At 52.5% G+C, this 22,501-nt stretch carries 17 protein-coding genes and 1 tRNA gene; 12 read left to right on the top strand and 6 right to left on the bottom strand.

The window, feature by feature from the left end; translation table 11 throughout:
- The first annotated feature begins 26 nt into the window (after positions 1–26).
- The 8 genes from B9Y58_RS06395 (at position 27) to hisD (ending at position 11,039) form a co-directional block, all read left to right on the top strand.
- Positions 27–395, top strand: coding sequence for a four helix bundle protein (locus B9Y58_RS06395; RefSeq protein ID WP_234989096.1), 369 nt, complete (start codon positions 27–29; stop codon positions 393–395).
- A 37-nt stretch (positions 396–432) separates the two neighbouring features.
- A complete protein-coding gene (locus B9Y58_RS06390; protein WP_073322069.1) occupies positions 433–1,680 on the top strand; it encodes an ABC transporter permease in 1,248 nt (415 codons plus the stop codon).
- Entirely contained in the window at positions 1,673–2,344 is a 672-nt protein-coding gene (locus B9Y58_RS06385) for an ABC transporter ATP-binding protein (RefSeq protein WP_085534831.1), read from the top strand. The genes B9Y58_RS06390 and B9Y58_RS06385 overlap by 8 nt, the downstream gene beginning before the upstream one ends.
- Before the next feature lie 13 nt (positions 2,345–2,357).
- A complete protein-coding gene (locus B9Y58_RS06380) occupies positions 2,358–4,895 on the top strand; it encodes an ATP-dependent Clp protease ATP-binding subunit (protein WP_085534830.1) in 2,538 nt (845 codons plus the stop codon).
- A 123-nt stretch (positions 4,896–5,018) separates the two neighbouring features.
- A complete protein-coding gene (locus B9Y58_RS06375; protein ID WP_085534829.1) occupies positions 5,019–5,672 on the top strand; it encodes an adenylate kinase family protein in 654 nt (217 codons plus the stop codon).
- 176 nt (positions 5,673–5,848) lie between these two features.
- Entirely contained in the window at positions 5,849–8,008 is a 2,160-nt protein-coding gene (locus B9Y58_RS06370) for a polysaccharide biosynthesis tyrosine autokinase (protein ID WP_073055221.1), read from the top strand.
- Positions 8,009–8,017: 9 nt separating this feature from the next.
- A complete protein-coding gene (gene cimA / locus B9Y58_RS06365; RefSeq protein ID WP_085534828.1) occupies positions 8,018–9,709 on the top strand; it encodes a citramalate synthase in 1,692 nt (563 codons plus the stop codon).
- A gap of 40 nt (positions 9,710–9,749) precedes the next feature.
- Entirely contained in the window at positions 9,750–11,039 is a 1,290-nt protein-coding gene (gene hisD / locus B9Y58_RS06360; RefSeq protein WP_085534827.1) for a histidinol dehydrogenase, read from the top strand.
- Here hisD and B9Y58_RS06355 read toward each other — a convergent pair.
- Complete coding sequence (locus B9Y58_RS06355) at positions 11,036–12,031, bottom strand: GGDEF domain-containing protein (protein ID WP_085534826.1); 996 nt, start codon at positions 12,029–12,031, stop codon at positions 11,036–11,038. The two genes, hisD and B9Y58_RS06355, sit on opposite strands and share 4 nt — an antisense overlap.
- A gap of 82 nt (positions 12,032–12,113) precedes the next feature.
- Between B9Y58_RS06355 and B9Y58_RS06350 the strand changes: the two genes are divergently transcribed.
- Positions 12,114–13,358, top strand: a complete 1,245-nt coding sequence (locus tag B9Y58_RS06350) for an amidohydrolase (protein ID WP_073055152.1) — start codon at positions 12,114–12,116, stop codon at positions 13,356–13,358.
- Positions 13,359–13,366: 8 nt separating this feature from the next.
- Here B9Y58_RS06350 and B9Y58_RS06345 read toward each other — a convergent pair whose 3' ends face one another.
- From B9Y58_RS06345 to nadB, 3 genes are read right to left on the bottom strand one after another with little or no spacing between them, the layout of a single operon-like run.
- Positions 13,367–14,026 (bottom strand): CvpA family protein, encoded by a 660-nt coding sequence (locus B9Y58_RS06345; protein WP_073055154.1) that lies wholly within the window; start codon positions 14,024–14,026, stop codon positions 13,367–13,369.
- A 21-nt stretch (positions 14,027–14,047) separates the two neighbouring features.
- Entirely contained in the window at positions 14,048–15,109 is a 1,062-nt protein-coding gene (locus tag B9Y58_RS06340; protein ID WP_143154652.1) for a serine/threonine protein kinase, read from the bottom strand.
- 24 nt (positions 15,110–15,133) lie between these two features.
- Positions 15,134–16,705: an L-aspartate oxidase gene (gene nadB, locus B9Y58_RS06335; protein ID WP_073055158.1), complete on the bottom strand. Its 1,572-nt coding sequence runs from the start codon at positions 16,703–16,705 to the stop codon at positions 15,134–15,136.
- Positions 16,706–16,852: 147 nt separating this feature from the next.
- Between nadB and B9Y58_RS06330 the strand changes: the two genes are divergently transcribed.
- From B9Y58_RS06330 to B9Y58_RS06320, 3 genes are all read left to right on the top strand, one after another.
- Entirely contained in the window at positions 16,853–18,805 is a 1,953-nt protein-coding gene (locus B9Y58_RS06330) for a peptidylprolyl isomerase (RefSeq protein ID WP_073055160.1), read from the top strand.
- 69 nt (positions 18,806–18,874) lie between these two features.
- Positions 18,875–18,947 (top strand) — tRNA-Glu (locus B9Y58_RS06325).
- A gap of 125 nt (positions 18,948–19,072) precedes the next feature.
- Positions 19,073–21,112 carry a putative bifunctional diguanylate cyclase/phosphodiesterase gene (locus tag B9Y58_RS06320; protein ID WP_073055162.1) on the top strand — a complete coding sequence of 680 codons (2,040 nt, stop codon included), beginning with the start codon at positions 19,073–19,075 and terminating at the stop codon, positions 21,110–21,112.
- Here B9Y58_RS06320 and B9Y58_RS06315 read toward each other — a convergent pair.
- Positions 21,100–21,903, bottom strand: coding sequence for a TatD family hydrolase (locus B9Y58_RS06315; protein WP_073055163.1), 804 nt, complete (start codon positions 21,901–21,903; stop codon positions 21,100–21,102). The two genes, B9Y58_RS06320 and B9Y58_RS06315, sit on opposite strands and share 13 nt — an antisense overlap.
- A 122-nt stretch (positions 21,904–22,025) precedes the next feature.
- On the bottom strand, positions 22,026–22,493 hold the full coding sequence (gene greA / locus B9Y58_RS06310) for a transcription elongation factor GreA (protein WP_073055166.1): 468 nt from the start codon (positions 22,491–22,493) through the stop codon (positions 22,026–22,028).
- Between the last annotated feature and the right edge of the window lie 8 nt (positions 22,494–22,501).

Below are 22,501 nucleotides of genomic sequence, written 5' to 3'. Positions count from 1 at the left end.
AGACAGTAGACGGTAGGAAGTAGACAGTGACTCAAGGATATAGAGACTTGGTTGTCTGGCAACAAGCGATGAATGTTGCTGTTGAGACTTATCGTCTTACAAGTGCATTTCCTAAAGATGAAATGTTTGGCTTGACATCTCAAATGCGCCGTGCGGCTGTATCTATTGCGAGTAATATTGCAGAAGGTGAAGGTCGTAAATCAAGAAATGAGTTTTCGCATTTTTTAGGGATTGCACTTGGTTCTAAATCGGAATTAGAAACGCAAATTGTTTTGAGTGAACCTGTGAACCTATTGAAGACTTCTGAGACAGAATCGATAAAAAAGTCTCTTGATGATATTTGGAAAATGTTAACCGCTTTAAGGAGAAAATTGGGTACAAGGGATAAGACGTAGGGCCTTCCTACTTCCTACTTCCTACTTCCTACTTCCTATGAATAAACTTGAGTGGCTCATCGCCTGGCGTTACTTAGGGGCTCAACGTAAGAGTCTCTTTGTCTCGCTGATTGGCATTTTCAGTATGTTAGGCGTTTCTATCGGCGTGTTTGCGCTGGTGGTTGCCCTTGCTGCGGTCAACGGCTTCGAAGAAGAAGTCACGGCCCAGATGATTGGTAAAGACGCACACTTCGAAGTGATGGCTTACAATGGCGATTTCATTGCGCCTTACGATAGCCTTATGAAAGAAGTCCGCGACCGCGATTCCCGCGTGGTGGCGTCGTCTCCGTTCATCATTTACAAGGTGGGCGTGAGCTCCAAGAAGGTGAATGACGGCATTGTCATTTACGGTATCGATGCTGAAACCGCCAAAGGCGTAACCGATATCCACAAGTACATCAAGTGGGGCAACTACTCGGTCGATAGCCTCGAAGACTTGAGCGGAACGCTCCGCCCTGGAATCATTCTCGGTTCAGGCCTTGCCAACAGGCTTCGTGTGGTGGTGGGCGACAAGCTTGTGCTGCAGACCTTCCAGAGTCCTGATGCTATGGTTACAAGTGGTGGCCCGAAGATGATGATGTGCGTGGTGAGCGGAATCTTCGAGACGGGTACCTATGAATACGACGGAAATCTCGCTTACGTGGGCATCCCGGAATTGCAGAAGTTGCTTGGCCTGGGTGACGTGGTGACGGGCATTCAGTTCCGCCTGAACAATCATTGGCTTGCCGGCGAGGCGGTCGATAGCCTTGCGTCATGGTTAGGTTATCCGTACTACGCCATGGACTGGAAAACGAAAAACATCACGCTTCTCAAGTGGATGAACTACGAAAAGTTCATCGTGGCGGCGGTGATTTGCCTCATCATCTTGGTGGCCGCATTCAACATCATCAGTAGCCTTATCATGGTGGTCATCGACAAGACCAAAGAAATCGGCATTCTCCGCAGCATGGGCTTTAGCAAGGCGGGCATCATGCGCGTCTTTATGCTCATGGGAAGTTTCATTGGCGTGGGCGGTACGATTGTCGGTGGCACCATCGGCCTAGTGCTTTGCAAGCTGCAAGAGGCTTACCACTTTATCAAGCTCCCCGGCGATGTCTACGTGATTCCGTACTTCCCGATTTCGGTGCATATTCTTGACGTGATTTTGATTTTTGTCATCGGCATTGCGCTTTGCGTGGCTGCAACCTTGCTCCCCGCATGGAAGGCTAGCCGCTTGGATCCGGTGGGGGCCATTAGACATGAGTAGCTTGTTACAAACTATTGACCTTCGTCGCGTTTTCTCCGAGACGGGCGAGGACCTTGAAATCCTCAAGGGCGTGAACTTCTCCATGGAAGCGGGTGAGCTGGTGGCTCTCACGGGTTCTTCGGGGTCGGGTAAGTCGACTTTTTTGAATTTGGTGGGGATGCTCGATACGCCGACTTCTGGTGAAATCCTCTTTAAGGGGAAGGCGCTTTCCAAGTTCAACGACGCCGAGCGTGACCGCTACCACCGCGTGCAGGTGGGGTTCGTGTTCCAGTTCCATCACTTGCTGAGTGAATTTACGGCGATTGAAAACGTGTGCGTGCCGGGCCGCATTCTCGGGACTTCTGAAAAGGAATGCAAGGAACGTGCCGCGATGCTTTTGGAAACGGTGGGCCTCAAGGACCGCTTCAAGCATTTGCCGCGTGAACTCAGCGGCGGTGAACGCCAGCGTGTGGCCATTGCCCGTGCACTCATGAACCATCCGGACTTGGTGCTGGCCGACGAACCGAGCGGCAACCTCGATGAGGCGAATTCTGCGATGCTGAACGAATTGATTGGTGAACTCAACGAAAAGTTTAATCAGGCTTTCTTGATTGTGACGCACGACGAAAAATTGGCTAGTTTTGCCAAAAGGCGTGTCGTGATGCACGGCGGCGTCATTCAGTAGCTTAAGGAGAAATATGTCAGATATCAACGGTATTTTTTCGAAGAAAGCAAAGGCTGTTTTACAGGCGGCCCGCATTGCGGCCCGCAACTTGGGTAGCGACAGCGTTACGACCGAACATTTGCTGCTCGGCCTCGTTCGCGAAGATTCCGGCTTTGCTGCCGAAACCTTGCGCGCTCTCAAAATCAATTTGAATGAACTTGGTGAAAATGTACAGCGCTCGTTGACGACGAACGGTGGCATTATGACCGTGGGCGATGCTCATGGTGCATTGCTTTCTTTTACGACTCGCTGTAAGGCTGCCCTTTTTAATGCGGCAAAAATTGCAAAAGAAGAAGGCGACCAGTACATTGGCCCGGAACACTTGATGCTTGCGATTTTGCAGCAGGCCGAATCTCCGGCGGCGGGTACGCTTTCGACTTTTGGTGTGACTTACGAAAATTTCGAAAGCACTTTGCAGCAAATCAAGCGCGAAGCCATGAATGGTCAGCCCTCCGGCGAAGAAGGCGAGGGCATGGATGGCGATGACCGCTTTATGGGGCAGGGTCGCGGTGACACGCGCCAGCAGGTGCGTAGCCAGAGCCGTTCCAAGACGCCGATTCTCGATCACTTCGGTCGCGACTTGACGGCGCTTGCCAAACAGGGCAAGCTCGACCCGATTATCGGCCGTGGTCGCGAAATTGAACGCTTGATCCAGATTCTTTGCCGCCGCAAAAAGAACAATCCGGCGCTTATCGGTGAACCGGGCGTAGGTAAGACGGCGATTATCGAAGGCCTTGCCCAGAAGATTGTCCAGAAGAAAATTCCGGAACTCTTGATGAACAAGCGCGTGGTGACGCTTGACGTGGCCGCCATGGTGGCGGGCACCAAGTACCGCGGCCAGTTCGAAGAACGCGTGAAGGGCCTGATTATGGAACTCCAACGCGTCGATAATTCGGTGATTCTCTTTATCGATGAACTTCATACGATTGTGGGCGCGGGCGGCTCCGAAGGTAGCCTCGATGCCAGCAACATCTTTAAGCCGGCGCTCGCCCGAGGCGAACTCCAGTGCATCGGTGCCACGACGATCGATGAATACCGCAAGTACATCGAGAAGGATGCCGCGCTTGAACGCCGCTTCCAGACGATTGTCGTGAATCCGCCTAATTCCGAAGATTCTATCCAGATTCTGGAAGGGCTTCGTCCGAAGTACGAGCAGCACCACAAGGTGCATTACACGCCCGAAGCGATTCGTGCCGCAGTGACGCTCGCCGAACGCTATATCAGCGATCGATTCTTACCGGACAAGGCAATCGACGTACTCGACGAAGCCGGCGCCCGCGTGCGCTTGAATTCGATTCGTACGCCGCAAGACCTTAAAGAAATGGAAGACGAACTTGCCGCGACCATGCAAAAGAAGGAAGAGGCCATTGCCGACCAGCAGTACGAAACGGCTGCAACCCTCCGCGACAAGATTGAAGAATTGACGAACCGCATCGCCGAACGCCGCGAAGCCTTGAATAAGGAAGACTCGGCAGACTTGCCGGTGGTAGACGAAAACGAAATCCGCGACTGCATCAGCAAGATGACGGGCATTCCTATCAGCCGTCTCGCTGGTGAAGAAACACAGAAACTCCTGAAACTCGGTGACGAAATCAAGGAACGCGTGATTGGCCAGGACCAGGCGGTAGACGCCGTTGTGAAGGCCATTCGCCGTACCCGTGCAGGTATTCGCAGCGCGAAACGCCCCATGGGCAGTTTCTTGTTCCTTGGCCCTACGGGTGTCGGTAAGACGGAACTGGCGAAAGTCCTAAGTCAATGCCTGTTCGGTAGCGAAGATTCCATGATCCGTATCGACATGAGCGAATACATGGAAAAGCATAGCGTGAGCCGCTTGATTGGTGCGCCTCCGGGATACGTAGGCTTTGAAGACAGCGGTGGACAGCTCAGCGAAAAGGTGCGCAAGCGCCCCTATTGCGTGGTTCTTCTCGATGAAATCGAAAAGGCGCATCCGGACATTTACAACTTGCTGTTGCAGATTTTGGATGACGGTATCCTTACGGATAGTTACGGCCGCAAAATCAACTTCAAGAACACCATCATCATCATGACGAGTAACGCTGGCGCTCGCGAAGTGCGCCACAGCAGTGGCATGGGATTCACCAAGATGGGCGAGACCGACGACTACGAACGTATGGAAACCGCCATTCGCGAAGAAGTCAAGCGCGTGTTCTCGCCGGAATTCTTGAACCGTGTCGACGAGCAGATTGTGTTCCGCCCGCTGACCAAGAAGGACCTGTCTTCTGTTGTAGATATTCAGCTGACCTTCTTGCAGAAGAACTTGTCCGAACGCGGAATACTCTTGGAAGTTTCTGAAGCCGCCAAGGAATTCATAGTGTCTCACAACTACGATTCTGCACTCGGCGCGCGCCCGATTCGTCGCTCGATCCAGAATCTGGTTGAAGACGAAATTGCCGAAGGCTTGCTCCTTGGAATCTACAAGGATTTCTCGACTATCTCCATCGATGTCGAAAACAACAAACTCAAGTTCACCTCCGAGGCTTTACCTAGTTAGGAATGTGAAGTGTGTGGTGTGTAATGTGTAATGAATTTAATTTCACATTACACACTGCACATTCCACATTTTTTATATTTACACGCAAATTTTTAAACAACACACAACCCAAGAGGTTATACAATGGCTAAAATTCCTGCAGTTCTTATCTTTGGCGCACCGGGTTCCGGCAAGGGTACCGTCGGCGCAAAGCTCGCTGCTACTACGTCTCTCAAGCACATTTCCACGGGTGACATCTTCCGTGGCATTGCTCCGTCCAGCGAATCCGGCAAGCTCCTCGCTTCTTACTCCAGCAAGGGCCTCCTGGTTCCGGACGAAGCCACTGTGGAAATTTTCGGCCGCTTCATCGAAGGCCTCATCAACACGAACAAGGTGAACCCGGATAAGGATACCCTCCTTCTCGACGGTATTCCTCGCACGGTTGCCCAGGTCAAGCTCATTGAATCCGTGGTCGACGTGAAGCACATTTTTGTGCTCGATATCAAGGACGAAAAGACCATCGTGGCCCGCCTCCTCAACCGCGCGAAAATCGAAGGCCGCAAGGACGACGCCGACGAAGCCGTGATCAAGAACCGTCTCAAGGTTTACAAGGAATCTACCGCCAAGGTTCTCGGCAAGTACAGCAAGTCCATCATCAGCCGCATCAACGGCGACAACACTCCGGACGAAGTGTTCTGCGACACGCTCGCTGCCTACGTGAAGTTCTGCAAGTCTGCTTGCAAGGCTTCTGCAAAGAAGGCTCCGGCTAAGAAGACCGCAAAGGCTAAAAAGAAGTAGTAAACTACGCTTGGCCTTTGCTCTCGCCTCGACGACTCATTACGATGAGTCGCCAGCGGCTCACGGAAGAACGCTAAGAAGAAATAAAGCTTTTCTAGCTTATACAAAGAGGTCGCGGACATGCTCTGCGGCCTCTTTTTCTATTTTTTATAAAAGAAGTACAAGAAAGGATGAAAATGGAACCGAACAATCAGTATAATTCTACTGGCTCTACATCTTCTGCAAACCACAAGGATGATGACGAAATCGATATCCTTGAAGTTTTGGGTTTGTTGCTGAAACACAAATTTTTCTTGGCTTGTTGCATTGCCGTGGGCTGCGCCGTAGGTTTTTTGGCCTCCAACTTTATGCGCCCTCAGTATACGAGTGACGCTCTTTTGCAGATTGACGTGAAGGGTAACAAGGCCGGTAAGGCCATGGGTGAAATGGGTGCCCTTTTGGATGTGGCTAGCCCGGCCGAAGCTGAAATCGAACTTTTGAAGAGTCGCATGGTCTTGAATTATGTGGTCGACAAGGAACATCTTTGTTTTAACGCCTACCCGAAGGGACTCATCGACCGCCTGCTCCATACGGAAGGCCGCATGGATCTCGAAGACTTGTACATTCCTGAAATCGCTCGCGACGAAAAGTGGATGGCCCATGTGGTGGGCGAAAATGAAATCGCCGTGTTCACTCCCGAAGGCGTCAAGCTTTTGCAGGGCAAGGTGGGCGAGTCGCTTTCGGCCCCTTATGGTGGCGACACGCTCCGAATCCATGTAAAGCACCTGCATGCAAGGCCGGGACAGGTGTTCGTTATTGTGCAGTCCGAACCGCTAGATGCGGTCCGAGGCTTGGTTAAGCAGCTCGATGTGTCTGAACGCGGCAAGCAGACTGGCATTATCGGCGTGTCTTACACCAACCGCTATGCAGACAAGGCTGCATCGGTCCTGAATACCATTGCAAACATCTACCTGCGCCAAAATGTGGAAATGCGCAGTGCCGAAGCCGAAAAGACTTTGGAATTCCTCGAAGATCAACTTCCGGGTGTCAAGGCGAAACTCGATACGGCCGAAAAGAAGTTGGCTGACTACCGTTTGAAGATTGGTTCTGTGGATATGACGGGCGAAACCAAGGCCCACTTGGAAAAGGTTTCGGAACTTGAAAAGCAGGTATTGGAACTGGAACAGCAACGCCAGGAAGCAACCCGCCTGTTCAAGGAAGAACACCCGGCTGTTCAGACGATTATGCAACAGCAGAGCCGTTTGCGTTCCGAACTTTCTCGCCTCAAGAAATCTGCCGAAAACATGCCGCGTACCCAGCAAGACGTGATGAGCTTGCAAGAAGAAGTGGCGGTGAATAACGCCCAGTATACGGCCATGCTTAACAACATCCAGCAGCTGCGCGTGGTGCGCGCCGGCGAAGTCGGTAACGTGCGCATTGTGGACTACGCCCAGGTTGAACGTAAGCCCTCTAAGCCCAACAAGAAGGTGGTGTTTGCCGGTTGTGTAGGCGGCTCCTTCCTTTTGGGTGCTTTGCTGCTTTACCTGTTGCAAATGACCAAGCGCGGAGTGCGTAGTTCTCTCGAAATTGAACGTGAAACGGGCATTAGCGTGTACGCCAAGATTCCGAAGGCCGAAAACGCAATCCTCCTCAAGCGCAACAAGGGCAAGAATACAAAGCCCCTGGTCGAAGATGACCCCGATTCGCCCTCGAGCGAAGCGCTGCGTTCTCTTTATACGGCTATTGAATTTGCAACGAACGATTTGCGCGTCATGATGGTGACGGGCATGATTCCGGGCGTGGGCAAGTCCTTTGTCTCTAAGAACGTTTCTGCCCTTTTTGCAGGCTCTGGCAAAAAGACTTTGCTCATTGATGCCGACATGCGTCGCGGCGTGGTGTACAGCCACCGCAAGCAGGGCCTGGGCGATGTACTCGAAGGCAAGTGCTCCTTGGATAACGCTGTGGCCGATTCCATTACCAAGAACCTGTATGTGCTTGGTGCCGGTAAGACCGATGTGTCGCCGAGTGAACTCTTGCGCGGCGAAACCTTCAAAAACCTTTTGGAAGAGGCCAAGTCCAAGTTCGATATCATTATCGTGGATACGCCTCCTCTAGAACTCGTCACCGATTCCGAACTCATTTACCCCATTGTGGACTTCGCCTTGTTCGTGCTCCATTACGGCAAGCATTCCATGGATCAGATCAAGGAATCCATGATGAAACTCGACCGTTGCTGCGAAGGCAAGCCTCGCGCGTTCGTGATGAACCATTGCGAATCCGATGGTCATGGCTATGGCTACGGCAGCTACGGTTACGGCAAGTACAGCTATTACGGTAAAGACAAAAAAAGAAAGTAAATACAACTCATGAAAGTTTTTCTCTACGACACGACTCTCCGCGACGGTAACCAGGACCGTAAAATAAGCCTTTCTCTTGCAGACAAGCTGCAGATTGCGCGCATTCTGGACCATTTCGGCTTTGACTACATCGAAGGCGGCTGGCCGAACCCCAGCAACCCTACCGACGAAGAATTCTTCCAGAAGATTAAGGAAGTCAAGCTGAAGCATGCGAAGATTGCTGCCTTCGGTTCGACGCGTCGCCCCAAGGTGCTGCCCGAAAAAGACCCGCTGCTACAGGCTTTGGTAAAGTCCGATGCTCCGGTCAAGACGATTTTCGGCAAGAGCTGGGACTTGCACGTGACCGACGTGATTCGCACGACGCTCGAAGAAAACCTCGACATGATCGAGTCTTCGGTGGCATACCTCAAGGAACATTCCGAAGAGGTGATTTACGATGCGGAACATTTCTTTGACGGCTACAAGGCCAATCCGCAGTACGCGCTCGAAACGCTCCGTGCAGCAGAATTGGGCCATGCCGACTTTATTGTGCTTTGTGATACCAACGGCGGAACTATGCCGTGGGAACTCGAAAAAATCATGGAGGACGTAAAAAAGCACGTTTCTACGCCGATAGGTATCCATGTTCATAACGATGCGGGCCTTGGCGTGTGCAACAGCATTTACGCCGTGAAGAGCGGTGCGACCATGGTGCAGGGTGTGGTGAACGGTTACGGTGAACGTTGCGGTAACGCAAACCTCACGACCATTGCCGCTGACCTCCATTTCAAAATGGGTGCCAAGTTCTTTGCGGCTAAAAAGATTGCCCGTCTCCGTCAGCTGAGCAGCAATGTAGACCAGATTGTGAACTTGCCGAGCGATGTGCACGCCCCGTATGTAGGCGATGCGGCTTTTGCCCATAAGGGTGGAGCGCATATCGATGGCGTGATGAAGGTGTCCCGCAGCTTTGAACACATCGACCCGCACGCCGTCGGTAACGACCGCGTATTTGTTACTAGCGACCAGGCAGGCGGCTCTCTCGTCGTCGAAAAACTTAAGGCCATCAAGCCGGGTATCGACAAGAAGGACCCGGTGGTGGCAAGTCTGCTTTCTTTAATCAAGGAACGCGAAAACGCCGGCTGGCATTTTGACAGTGCCGAAGCGAGCTTCAAGATGCTTGTGTACCGCCACTTGGGAATGATTCAGGAACCGTTCAAGGTCTTGGGTTACCGCGTCATTGAAGACAAGACTCCGCAGGGCGTTTCAGTGTCGCAGGCGACTGTAAAGCTCCAGATTGGCGACAAGATCAGCCATCAGGTGAGTGAAGGCGATGGCCCAGTGAACGCTTTGGATGCAGCCCTCCGTAAGGCGCTGCTCCCGTTCTTCCCGAATATGGCGAAGGTCAAGCTCGACGACTATAAGGTGCGCGTGCTTGGTTCCAAGGTGGCCTCTGATGCAACGGTTCGCGTGTGGACGACTTTTGGCGACGAAAAGGGCTATTGGAATGTAGTGGGCGTTTCAAGCAACATCATCGAAGCTTCTTGGATGGCGTTTGTCGATGGCCTCACCTACAAGATTCTGGTGGACAACAAGGTTATTGAAGGTGCCTACAAGCATCTGGATGTAAAGCCTGTTGAACCGGCCAAGGTAAAAGAAGAACCTGCTCCAGCGAAGCAAAAGAAATTAACGAAACGCCAAGTGAAACGCGTCGCAGGTCTCTAATCACAAACCACTGTCTACTTCCTACTTCCTACTGTCTACTATGATTATTACAAAAGTAAATCCGAAGTCTGCTGAAATTGAACGCATTTGTGGGCGTGAAGTCGCCCCGTCCAAGGAAATTCACGACAAGGTAATGCAAATCCTTGCCGATATTAAGAAGGGTGGCATCGCCAAGGCGACTGAATACGCCCAGAAGTTCGATGGCCTTAAGGGCAAGAACATTCGCGTGCCGGCGTCTGTCATTGCGAAGTCTGCCGCCAAGTGCCCCAAGGAACTCCAGAAGGCCCTGAAGCAGGCAATCAAGAACGTTCGCGACTTCCACAAGAACCAGATGGAAGAATCTTGGCTTATGGAAGGTGCCGACGGTGTCGTGCTCGGTCAGCGCATTCGCCCCATGAAGCGTGTGGGCCTCTATGTGCCGGGTGGTGCGGGCATTTACCCGAGTACCGTGATTATGAACGCCGTTCCGGCTCTGGTGGCGGGCGTTCAGGATATCGTGGTGGTGACCCCGATCAAGGGCGAAATCAACCGTGCTGTGGCATTCGTGCTGCAGGAACTCGGCATTGAAGAAGTCTACCACATCGGTGGCGCTCAAGCGATTGGCCTGCTTGCATACGGTGCCAAGGATGTCAAGGGCAAGACGGTTGTGGAACGCGTCGACAAGATTGTGGGACCGGGTAACGTGTTTGCCGCTATCGCCAAGAAAGAAGTCTTCGGCGTTGTCGATATCGACATGGTGGCAGGTCCCTCCGAAGTGCTCGTGATGGCCGACAACACCTGCGATCCGGACTTTGTCGCTGCCGACCTTTTGAGCCAGGCCGAACACGGTTCCGGTTTCGAAGCTGCCATTTGCATTACCGACAATATGGAAACCGCCCAGATGATTTCTGCCTGCGTCGATGTGCAGGTCGAAAATTCCCCGAAGAAGGAACTTCTCGAAAAGGTGCTCGGCAACTTCGGCCGCATTTTGGTGGTGAAGGACTGGTTCGACGGTGTTGAAATCGCGAATCGCATTGCTCCGGAACACTTGGAAGTGATGACCGCCGAAGCCGAATCGATGGCCGCTCAAATCGAGAACGCTGGCGCCGTATTTATCGGCCCGTGGTCCTCTGAGCCGGTGGGCGATTATTTCGCGGGCCCGAACCATGTGCTGCCGACAAACGGCACGGGCCGTTTCTTCAGCCCGCTCGGTGTCTACGACTTCTTAAAGCGCATGAGCATTATCCGCTACAGTGAGAAGGCCATCAAGAAGAATGCGAAGGCGATTGCCGCCGTCGCGACCGAAGAAGGCTTTATCCATCACGCCGCCGCGGTCCTCAAGCGCCTTTAAAACAAAAACATAGTATCGTCGCCCAGGTTCAAGCACACTCGGTTGCGTCCTGATTCCTTGGCGAAGTATAGAGCGTCGTCGGCGCGTTTAATAATCGTCTCGACAGTGTCTTTGTTTTGACGTTCGGTGAAACCGACGCTTACCGTTACCGAGAGCTTGTCGCCGTTGGGCAAGCTAATCGGCAATGCCTCGACAGCGGCGCGCAGCCTTTCGCCGACAATTTTTGCGTTTTCGACGCTGGTTCCCGGCAAAAAGATGGTGAATTCCTCGCCGCCGTAGCGTACGGGCATGTCGGTGGGGCGCAAGCATGCAAGAATCACCTTAGACACCGCGATCAGCACCTGATCTCCAACGAGATGACCGTGAGTGTCGTTGATATTCTTGAAATGGTCGATGTCGACCATGAATGCCGAAAGGTGCAAATTGCCCGCATTGCTGCGCTTGAGTTCGCGGGTGTACATTTCTTCGAGCCAGCGGCGGTTATGTAATCCCGTAAGGGCATCGACCTTCGCGTTTTCTTCGATACAGCGAATGTGGTATTCTTCTTCGCATACCATCTTGTTGCTGTTGCGAATACGGTTGCTTAGAATCTGCAAAAAGTTCAAGCAAAGGTCGTGCGATGCGTTCAGCATGGCTAGCGCCGTATTCGCCTCGATAATCAGAATCTTGCAGTTCTCCTTGGCGTAAACTTTGGCGCTGGGCTTTACATTTTCGAAAATGGACATTTCACCGGCGCAGTGCCCCGTCTGAATGTCGTTTTTGAAAATGCCGCCTTGCGATTCCACCTGCACTTCCATGAGTCCTTCCAAAAGCACTAGAAGCCGCCGCTGCGGTTGCTCCGGATCAATCAGCAATGTGCCCGGTGCGGGGTAAATCGTTTTACAGCCTAGCAGGTAACCCGCCAAGCTTTCGAAAGCGACGTTCTTGAAAATTTCTAGTCGCTGAAATTCTGCCCTGGAGATGGGCAATGTTTCCAACTCGTAGTTGCTCATACCATAATTATATACAAAAAATGGTCAAATAGCCTTTTATAATTTATATTTTGGGGCAAAACAAGGCGAAAAACGGGCATATATGGCTAAGATAATACTCCAATCTGTACTATTTCAGGGCAAAAAACAAGATATTTTGATTTCGGGCAAGAAATTTGCCAAGGTCGGTCGCGAACTTTCCAAGCGCGATTACGACAAAGCCGAAGTGGTCAAGTGCGATGGGCTTGCCATAGTGCCGCCGTTCTACAATGGCCACACTCATGCCGCCATGACACTTTTGCGTGGCTACGCCGATGACATGCCGCTGCAAAAGTGGCTTACGGAATATATTTGGCCGTTCGAGGCAAAACTCACCGCCAAGGATATCGAAATTGGAACGCGCCTTGCCGTGCTTGAAATGATCAAGTCCGGAACGGTATTTTTTTCGGACATGTACTGGCGTCGCGAAGTCACTATGAAGGTCGTCAAAGAAATGGGAATCCGCGCCTCGATTGGCGTGACGATTGCCGAAAATCTGGACACACCTGAACACATCGAAGAAAACTTCAAGTTCTTGCAGGACCACCGATTTGAATCGGAGCGAGTCAAGCTTGCCGTGATGCCGCATAGCATTTACACTGTGGGTGAAAAAGTCTTTAAGCGCTGCGCGAAAGTCGCCCGCGAAGAGGGCTACATTCTGCATACTCATTTGTCTGAAACGCTCAAAGAAGTCAAGGATTGCAAAAAGCAGTATGGCCATACGCCGGTCGAAGTGCTTGACAAGTGGGGAATCTTAGGTGAAAATTTTGTCGGCGCACACTGCGTTCATTTGAACGATTATGAAATGTCGCTGATGGCCGAATCGGAATCGGCGGCGATACTGAATCCGTGTTCGAACTTAAAGCTTGGTAGCGGAATTCCGAAGGTGAACGCGCTCATGGACAGCGGCGTGCTTGTAGGGCTTGGTACTGACGGTGCTTCGTCGAATAACAACTTGGACATGCACGAAGAAATGAAACTGATTTCGCTGCTTGCAAAAGTGGAACCCAAGAGCGGCAAGGCGGAATCCTTGCCGGCGATAGAGGCGCTAGAAATGGCGACTTGGAATACGGCGCTCGCTTATGGAATACCGGCGGGGTTAATCGCCGATGACTTTTTGGCAGACGCCTTGCTGCTTGACCTTAAGAACGAACGCCTGGTGCCGAATTATAACTTGGTGAGCAACTGGGTGTACGCAGGGGATTCCAGCGCCATTCATTCGGTTATCTGTAACGGTAAATTCGTGATGCGCAATCATCACGTCGACGGTGAAGAAGACATCATCAAGGACGCGACCGTCCTCCACTAAAGTCATAGCTATTTCTTCAGAGTATCCACAGCGTTGCTTACAGCGCCTTTCACTGTTTCCTTAGCCGCTTCGGTTGCTTTTTCAACTGCCTTGTCAGCGACATCTTTAGCGGCTTCCGCGGCTTTTTCTGCTGCTTTGTCCGTTGCGTTTTTAACGACTTCGCTCGCTTTTTTCTCGGCGACTTCCAAAAGGTCGACCGGCTCCGAAGAATAACCCATCAGTTCAAGGGTTGCCTTGTAAGCGTCGTAGGCGAAGGCGTTGTCGCGAGTTTCAGGAACAATTCCGCCGAAGGGGAACAGGTGCAAAATCGTCAGCAGCACAAAGCAAATGAGCAATGCCTTAATAACTCCAAAAATGCCGCCGAGAATTCGGTCGGCCTTGCCGACTTTTGTGCCTTCGGTAATGTGTTGCAGAAAATGCCCCACGAACAAGAAGAAAAGGAACGGCACCAAAAAGCCGATGCACATGCAAACGAGCTTAGTCGAAAACGCGCTGGACTGCAAAGTGCTCGAAATAAATTCGGCCAGCAAGCCGCATGCAAAATAGGCGCCCACAATGCCTGCGGCCCAGGCAATCAGTCGAAAAATTCCTCGGAAAAAGCCGTGCCACAGTCCCAGTAACATTAAGAACAGGATGATGACGAGGCAGACGATATCGATGGCGTTCATAAAATTTGTTTTAAATAGGTTTTAAATAAATCGTGTAATTAAAAAACAAATTAAAGAACCGGCCAAAGCTCCCATGCAAAAACCCTTGAATAACAGGAACTTTCGGTGAGTGGGGTAGACCGGGGGTTCAGTATAAAGCGTTTCGTCAATAGATTCTGTCTTTTGCTTGATAGAATCTTTAATAGCGTAAATCCACATGGCCATGTAGGGGACCATGTCGCGGGGGAAGTTTCGCATGACTTGCGAAACTTGCTCGGCGGCATCGAATGCGGTGAGCGGGCGCTTGCGCGGATCCTTCTGGAGCATTCGTTCGATCAGCTTTCTTAAGCGGCGGGGGATTTCCTTACTAAATGCCTTTTCGGTAACACGCAGCTTTTGGATGCGCGTGAGCGTGTCGCTAAAACTTGTGCCGCGAAACAGATTCTGGCCCAGTAGCATTTCACTTGCGATGATGCCGATCGCGAACAAGTCCGAAGCGGGGGTTGCCTCTTCGCCTAGCGTTTGTTCGGGGCTCATGTAAGTGACAGTGCCGAGTATGGCGCCTGTTTGCGTTAAGCGTTCGGCATCTTCACCTTTGCTAAACTTGAGCGGATTTTCGGTGTGGGCAATACCAAAGTCCAGCAGGTGCACGCGACCGTCGTTGTCGACCATGATATTTGCGGGTTTCAGGTCGCGGTGCACAATCCCCTTGCGGTGGGCTTCGCCCAAGGCGCAAAGAATCTCGTGCAAAATGTTCAGCACCACCCAGAGCGGCGGTTGCGGTACTTTGTCTAAAATCTGGCGAAGTGTAAGCCCGTGCACGAATTCCATGGAAAGCGAAAGCTTGCCGTCTTTTTCTTTCCACAAGGCGTAGGGTTTGGTAATAGCCGGGTGGTTCAGGTGCGCAAGAATGTTGCCTTCTTGCATAAAGCGGCGGATGTTCACATCGCTATCTTCGATGTCTTGCTGCATCTGCTTGACCACGACCATTCGGTCGAGTGACTTGTCATGGCAAAGCCACAGCTGGCCCATGGCGCCGGAACCCAGTTCCTGCGTCGGTGTGTATCCACCTATCTTTGCGGGTTTCTTGCTCTCGCTTGCCACTTCCAACTTCCTACTGTCTACTTCCTACTTTAAGTAAATCGTATGATGCTTCGTCTTGGGATCCAGATTCGGGTAGTCCAGAATGTAATGCAATCCGCGGGATTCCTTGCGGTGCAGTGCCGCAATCAGAATCATTTTCGATACCTGAAGCGCGTTCAAGAATTCAAGGTAATGCAGATTTTCTGTTTCCTTGTTCTTGATGGCTGCATCGATATCTTTTTCCAGTTCCTTGATGACTGTCAGGCCTTGGTTCAGGCCCGCCACGGTACGTACGATTCCGCAATGCGTCCACATCATGTCTTGCAGAATCTTCTTGCGCTTGCGCCAGTAGGCCGCCTTGCCGAACGAAACTTTTTGCGGCTTGGCTTTGCCGGGTACCAGCTTTTCTTTAAGGAGACCGCTTTCGCAAATGTTGTCCACGGCGCGAATGGCGAAGACGACACTTTCCAAGAGGGAGTTAGAGGCGAGACGGTTAGCGCCGTGAACGCCGGTGGCGGCGACTTCGCCGCAGGCGTACAGGCCCTTGATTTCAGTCCTAGACCATATGTCGACCAGTACGCCTCCGCACATGTAATGTGCGGCCGGCACCACCGGAATCCACTGCTTGGTAATGTCAATTCCTGCCTCGAGGCATTTCGCGTAAATGTTCGGGAAGTGGCTCTTGATGTCTTTCGGCGTGCGACCGCTCAAGTCGATAAACATGTTCGGCTTGCCCAGTCGCTGCATTTCGCTGTGAATGGCGCGTGCCACAATGTCGCGCGGTGCAAGGGAATGCAGCGGGTGCACCTGGTTCATGAATTCTTCGCCCTTGTCGTTCTTCAAGATTCCGCCAAAGCCGCGTACCGCTTCCGAAATCAGGAACGGCTTCTTGAGGCTCGGCGCATAAAGGCTCGTGGGGTGGAACTGCATGAATTCAATGTCTTGCAGCGCGGCCCCTGCACGGGCAGCAATCGCCATGCCGTCGCCGCAGCTGTCGGGCGGGCAAACGGTGTACTGCCAGATACGACCGGCACCGCCGGTAGAAAGAATAGATGCCTTGGCGTAAAGGTCTTCGACAATGCCCGTTTTTTGGTGAATGATCTTTGCGCCGACGCAGCGCTTACTCTTGCCTTCGCCCTTGCAAATCAAGTCCTTGATGTAGCAGTTTTCGATGTAGTGAATGTTCTTGTGCTTGTGCAGTTCGCAAAGGAGTGCACGCATAATCTCTTTTCCGGTGAGGTCTGCGGCGTGCAAAATGCGGTGGTGGCTGTGACCGCCTTCCAGGTGCAAGTCGAACTGGGTCTTGTCGGCGGGCGAGGGGGTAAACTGCACGCCCCACTTGACCAGCTGGCGAATGGTGTCTGGGCCGCTTTTTGTCAGAATATTCACCGGTTCTTTTTTGCAAAGGCCTGCACCGGCTTCGAGCGTGTCGTCGATATGGAACTTGAACTTGTCCGTCTTTTCGGTAACGGTGGCGATTCCGCCCTGGGCGTAGTTCGATGATCCGTCCGGCTTGGCTCCCTTGGTGAGAATGACTACCGAAAGGCCCTTTTCTGCTGCGTGCAACGCTGCGCTTAGGCCAGAAATTCCTGCTCCCAGAACCAAAATGTCGTACATGACCGAACTCCGTTGGCTAAACTTTGTCTTTACGTGGTATATAGATAGAAAAAAAGCGCTATTTCGGCATTATTTGAATGCAAAATAAAAGAAATAGATTTTTTTTGCTACATTTTGCCCGACAAAAATTTCTATGGAGTCTACTCTATGTTAACGTGGATTAATGAAAAAGCCAAGTGGATTATCGTTATCTTTGCCGCGGGTATCGTGGTTGGCCTTTTGGCCATGGACCGCGTGCCCAACCAAGGACACAGCTATCCGGTCGGCGTTGTAAACGATAAGAAGATTACTTATGCCGAATTCGACTCCCGCATCAAGAATATCGTGCAGAACCAGTACCAGGGCCAGCACCTCGAAGACGAACAGTACAACCAGCTGCGCACCGAAGTGTTCCGTAGCTTCGTTCGCCAGATTCTCTTGAACGAACAGTTCGAAAAAGCCGAACTGAGCGCCTCGGTTGCCGAACTTGAATCTGAATTCGTCCGCAACCCCGATGCCGTTCGCGCCCGCCTTTACCAGGAAGCCCAGATGCGCATCCGCATGATCCAGCAGCAGTCCTCTAGCCAAGAAGACTTCATGCAGCGCTACCAGGCTTATGTGTCTACGCTCCCGAAGTTCATGACCGATTCTACCTTCGACAAGGCTGAATACGAAGCATGGCTCAAGACTCCCGAAGCATTCCGCTGGGGCGTCATGTTGCAGTTCGAAGAAGACCTCAAGACCAACACCATCCCGATGCGTCAACTGCAGATGCTGGTCGGCGCTTCTGTGCATGCTACTTCTTTGGAAGCTAGCTGGGCTGTCAACCGTCGCTTGACCGACTACGAACTGCAGGTGGCAGTTGCTTCTAACAACGACTTCAAGGTCGACGACAATTCTGTGGACAGCGTGATGGTGGCAGGCTACTTCAACGCCCACCGCGACAGCTTCTTTGTCAAGAAGGACATGGCCCAGTTCGAATTTGCCTACCTCCCGGTCGAAGCTACCGCTGCTGATGACGCCCGCATTCGCGAATACGCCATGACGCTTTACTACCAGCTGACCGATTCCTCTTCGACCACCACGTTCGAAGACATGGCCCGCATTTCTTCTGAAGACGCCGGCACCGCCGAAAAGGGCGGCATCTTGAGCGACGACTACGTGGGTCGCGGCGTGTATGTCAAGGAATTCGAAGACGTGGCCTTCGGCCTCGACTCCGGTGCAGTTTCTGAACCGGTTCGTACCCGCTTCGGCTACCACATTATCAAGAGCCTTGGCAAGTCCAAGGATTCTACCGGTGCAGACCTCGTGAAGGTCGCTCACATTCTCCTTGTCGTGAACGCTTCTTCTGAAACCATCGACAGCCTCGAAGGTATCCTCACCAAGATCAAGGCTTCTGTGGATGCCGGCAAGACCTTCGCCGAAGCAGCCAAGGAACAGAACATCGACACTCATACTTCTAACTGGATTTCTCGCGGCGAATCGATCGACGGTGTCGGTTACCTCAAGGGCCTTACCTCTTACGCATGGCCCAACGAAAACCTCCCGGAAGAATCCAGCAAGGTTTCTCCGATCATGAAGAACAACAAGTGGGTCGTTGTCGCCCTCAAGTCCAAGGAACTCAAGGCCGGCGAACGTAGCCTCGACCTGTACTTCAACAACATCAAGAGCACGCTGCTCCGCAACAAGTCCGCTGCCGCTGCCGAAAGCTACCTGAATTCCGTGGCCGACAAGGTCAAGGCCTGGGCTCCGGCCGACAGCGCCGCCGACTCTGCCACTGTTGCCGCCAACAAGATCGAAAAGGTCGAAATCGAAAAGATTACCGCCTCGGTCGATGGTTTTGTTCCGGGCTTCGGCTACGGCAACACCCACCTCGCCAAGGTGCTCGAAGGCGCTAAGGTTGGCGAATGGTCCTCTGCCATTGCAACCGACAACGGTGCCGTGATGGTCAAGGTGCTCTCCAAGAAGGCTCCCGAAGAAGATGCCGTGAACACCGCCGTCAAGAGCGACGTGGCCAACGCCTCTAGCTATGTGGCTATGAGTTTGTTCAACGAATACGTGAACAACCTCGAAAATTCTACGGCAGTCGAAAGCAACCTCGACCTGTTCTACAGAGACTAATCCGGGCTAGACAGAATTTTACGGTTTTGCTATATTTGGCGGCGCAAAACGCCAAATACGGCGAATTTCGGTGCCATCGTCTAGTGGTCCAGGACACTGGCCTCTCACGCCGGTAACAAGGGTTCGAGTCCCTTTGGCACTATTAAACGGATCCTGCGGGGTCCGTTTTTCTATTAGCGGTGTAATCATCGACTATCAAAAAAAACATAAAATTTTTAGTTACACTGTTAAAATTTATTTATATATTAAGCCCATACGGATGGGTAAATGAGATTATTTGAAGAGAAAGTTTTTTTGCGACTCTTGCTGGTTTTGGCAAGTGTTTTCTTTGCTGCTTTTATTCCCGAAATCGTTGCGACCAAGGACAGTCTATTGTGGGCTGTTCCTTATTTTTTAGCGGATTTCTTCTTGGTGGTCGTGGCCGTGATGTACCGGTTCCCGGTTATCGGCAACCGCAAGCGCATGCGCGAAGATGTCGAAATTACCGCTCCTGCCCCCGCGCAGACCCCTATCCGCGATTTCAAGAAAGACCTCATGGAGCGCGACGAACTCTTCCAGATGATGGTGGACGTTTCTTCGAACGGTTTTTGGACGTTCGACGTCGTAACGGGCAAGGTTTACTGGTCCAAGCGCGCCATTAAGCTGCTGCAGGCCCAGGCGAGCCCCATTCAAGATTCTTTTGACCTGCTCAGGGAACGCATTGTCGAAAGCGACTGGCTCCGCTTTAAAGAAGAACTAAAGTTGGCACTCGAAACGGGCGAAAAATTCCACCTGATTGTTTCGCTGCTTGACAATTCCGCCGAAGCCGACAAGCTGGTAATCTCGGGCCACGTGCAGCTGAACGAAGACGGTCACCCCATTCGCATTGTGGGGTCCCTCGACGAAAATTCCGACAAACAGGCCCAGGAAAAGCAGAACTACTATTACGTGTACCAAGACGCGCTCACGGGTGTCTACAACCGCAAGTTCTTCTTGGAAAAACTCAAAGTCGATGTCGACATGGCCCTGCAGCGACCGGACTACCTGTTTGCCGTGGCGCTTTTGGATATCGACCGCTTTGGCGCGATCAATACCTCTTATTCCATTAACGTGGGCGACAACGTGCTGCGCGTAGTGGCCGACCGCATCAGGGCCCAGTGCCGCGTGGGCGACACCATTGCCCGCATTGGCCCCGACGTGTTTGCCATTGTGCTGCATGACATTCAAAAGAACGACGACAGCGACGTGAAGTCGATTGTGCGCCGCATTCACAGCGCCGTAAAGCAGCCGATCCAGCTCGATGGTCGCGAACTCTACATTGGCGTCTCGATGGCAGTGGCGCTGAACCGCGAAGTGGACTGCGTCGAAGATATCATGGCGAACGTGACGTCTAGCCTTCGCGAAATGAAGAAGAGCGTGAACCACGGCGGAATCCAGTTCTTTAGCGGCGGTATCCGCGAAAAGGCCATGCGCCTTTACAAGCTCGAATTCGACATTCGCAAGGCCATTCAGGCGCAAGAATTCGTGCTGTTCTACCAGCCCATTGTCGACATTACCGACGGCAACCGCATTGTGGCCTTTGAAGCCTTGGTGCGCTGGAACCAGTCCAAGAGCAAGTTTATTTCGCCGGCGGAATTTATTCCCATTGCCGAAGAAACCGGCTTGATCATTCCGCTCGGGGCGCAAATTTTGAAGATGGCGTGCCTGCAGACCAAAAAATGGGTTGACGCGGGCTTTACCGACATTCAGGTGGCGGTGAATTTTTCGGCCAAGCAGTTTGCGCTCGACAACATGATCGACGACATTAAGCAGGTGCTGCTGGAAACCCAGCTGAACCCCAAGAACCTCAAGCTCGAAATCACGGAATACACCGCCGTGTGCGAAGCCGAAAAGACCGTGCGCATCATGAAGGCGCTTTCGAGTATGGGTATCCAGATTTCGATCGACGACTTCGGTACGGGGTACAGCAGCCTTTCTTACCTAAAGCAGTTCCCCATCCATACGCTCAAGATGGACAAGTCGTTCATTGACCACGTGACCGACGACGAAGAAGACGCCTCGTTTGCCCGTATGGTGATCGGCATTGCAAAATCCATGAATCTGGACTTGATTGCCGAGGGTGTGGAATCCGAAAGCCAACTGCAGTTCTTGCGGGACGAAGGCTGCCGCCTGATTCAAGGGTTCTACTTTAGCAAGCCGCTCTCTGCCGAAAATGCCCGCGACTACCTGCAGGAACATTACGCGCCCGCCACGACCGCCGTGGCCGAAAAGCGCAAAGAAATCCCGATTATCGAAAGAGGCTACGTGGGGGAAAGCTATATCCCGTAACAACGGCGAGTGTTTTCGCGACAGGCCCTGTAGAGTTCTTCTACAGGGATTTGTTTTACCTGGGCGAGGGCTTGTGCAATGTAGGGAATGTAACCCGAATGGCAGGGCTTGCCGCGGTAGGGGACAGGTGCCATGTAGGGGGAGTCGGTCTCCAGGAGCATTTGGTCCAGGGGCACAAGGGCTGCCGCATCGCGTACGTTCTGCGCGTTCTTGAAGGTGACGATTCCCGTAAAGCCCACGAAAATACTTGCGCCGCGGTACTTGAGGTCTAGAAGCTGGCCGCAGAATTTGGGGCTGCCCGTAAAACAGTGTATGTGAATCTTGGCGCCGCGCAAGTCGGCGTTTCGCAGCACGGCCAGGGCGTCGTCATCGGCTTCGCGCAGGTGCAAAACCAGCGGCTTGCCCGATCTGAGCCCGAGTTCCAGATGGCGTTCGAACAGCTTGACCTGTTCGGCCTTGGTGTCGGCCCCGTAGTGGTAATCGAGCCCGAATTCGCCGCACGCCACGCACTTGGGGTGTTCTAGGTATTCCAGCAGGCGGGCTTCGTCTTCGGCGGTTTCGGTCAAGACATATTCCGGGTGAATGCCGTAGGCGGCGTACACGTTCGGGTATTTTTCGGAAATTTCTTTGGCGCGCTCAAAGTCTGCCGGGTCGCATGCCACATGGACAAACGCCTCGGGCAGCTGCACGTTTTTATCGGCGTCGTGGGGGAGCCTTGCAAGCAGCGCCTCAAAACTTTCCCCCGCATGCCCCTCATAAGAATCTATATGACAGTGTGTATCGATGAACATGGGTTAGTAGGAAGTAGACAGTAGGAAGTAGGCAGTAGGAAGTAGGCTGTGGTTAGTGATTAGGCGGTGTCATCCTGAGCTTAGGATTTGTCATCCTGAGCGAGTGTAACGAGTCGAAGGATCTAGTAAGTGACAGCGATTATTTCGTACGTTATCACTCCCTTGGGGGCTTGCACCTGCACCTGGTCGCCTTGCCTTTTGCCCATCAGGGCCTCGCCCACAGGCGACTTCATGCTGATTCGCCCCTGCAGCGGGTCAATCTCCTTTTCGCCTACAATGCTGTAGGTGCGTTCTCGCTTGGTCTTGATATCCTTCATCTTGACTGTGGCGCCAAAGCGTATGGTGCCGTCGTCGCTAGCTTGCGATTCCACCACCTGGGCGCCGTCTAGAATGCGGTCCAATTCGCGGAGTCTGCGGTCAATCTCGCGCACGCGCATGCGCCCGTACGTGTAGGCCGCGTTTTCGCTGCGGTCGCCCTCGGCCGCTGCCGCTTGCACCTGGTTGATCATGGCCGGCCGTTCCACGTACTTCAGGTGTTCCCATTCGGCCTTGAACTTTTCAAAGCCTTCTTTCGAGATTAAATGTTTCATTGCCCGCT

Origin of the sequence: Fibrobacter sp. UWB15 (assembly GCF_900177705.1) — a bacterium.
Lineage (GTDB): Bacteria > Fibrobacterota > Fibrobacteria > Fibrobacterales > Fibrobacteraceae > Fibrobacter.
Note: the sequence above shows the minus strand (reverse complement) of the source record. Positions and strands in the feature narration are given on the sequence as shown.

Excerpts from the sequence above, each read along its gene's own strand:
- B9Y58_RS06375 (WP_085534829.1), top strand. The coding sequence starts at position 5,019 with ATGGCTAAAATTCCTGCAGTTCTTATCTTTGGCGCACCGGGTTCCGGC.
- cimA (WP_085534828.1), top strand. The coding sequence starts at position 8,018 with ATGAAAGTTTTTCTCTACGACACGACTCTCCGCGACGGTAACCAGGAC.
- B9Y58_RS06345 (WP_073055154.1), bottom strand. The coding sequence starts at position 14,026 with ATGAACGCCATCGATATCGTCTGCCTCGTCATCATCCTGTTCTTAATG.
- B9Y58_RS06385 (WP_085534831.1), top strand. The coding sequence starts at position 1,673 with ATGAGTAGCTTGTTACAAACTATTGACCTTCGTCGCGTTTTCTCCGAG.
- B9Y58_RS06315 (WP_073055163.1), bottom strand. The coding sequence starts at position 21,903 with ATGTTCATCGATACACACTGTCATATAGATTCTTATGAGGGGCATGCG.
- B9Y58_RS06370 (WP_073055221.1), top strand. The coding sequence starts at position 5,849 with ATGGAACCGAACAATCAGTATAATTCTACTGGCTCTACATCTTCTGCA.
- B9Y58_RS06320 (WP_073055162.1), top strand. The coding sequence starts at position 19,073 with ATGAGATTATTTGAAGAGAAAGTTTTTTTGCGACTCTTGCTGGTTTTG.
- B9Y58_RS06390 (WP_073322069.1), top strand. The coding sequence starts at position 433 with ATGAATAAACTTGAGTGGCTCATCGCCTGGCGTTACTTAGGGGCTCAA.
- hisD (WP_085534827.1), top strand. The coding sequence starts at position 9,750 with ATGATTATTACAAAAGTAAATCCGAAGTCTGCTGAAATTGAACGCATT.
- B9Y58_RS06350 (WP_073055152.1), top strand. The coding sequence starts at position 12,114 with ATGGCTAAGATAATACTCCAATCTGTACTATTTCAGGGCAAAAAACAA.
- B9Y58_RS06330 (WP_073055160.1), top strand. The coding sequence starts at position 16,853 with ATGTTAACGTGGATTAATGAAAAAGCCAAGTGGATTATCGTTATCTTT.
- B9Y58_RS06380 (WP_085534830.1), top strand. The coding sequence starts at position 2,358 with ATGTCAGATATCAACGGTATTTTTTCGAAGAAAGCAAAGGCTGTTTTA.
- B9Y58_RS06355 (WP_085534826.1), bottom strand. The coding sequence starts at position 12,031 with ATGAGCAACTACGAGTTGGAAACATTGCCCATCTCCAGGGCAGAATTT.
- greA (WP_073055166.1), bottom strand. The coding sequence starts at position 22,493 with ATGAAACATTTAATCTCGAAAGAAGGCTTTGAAAAGTTCAAGGCCGAA.
- nadB (WP_073055158.1), bottom strand. The coding sequence starts at position 16,705 with ATGTACGACATTTTGGTTCTGGGAGCAGGAATTTCTGGCCTAAGCGCA.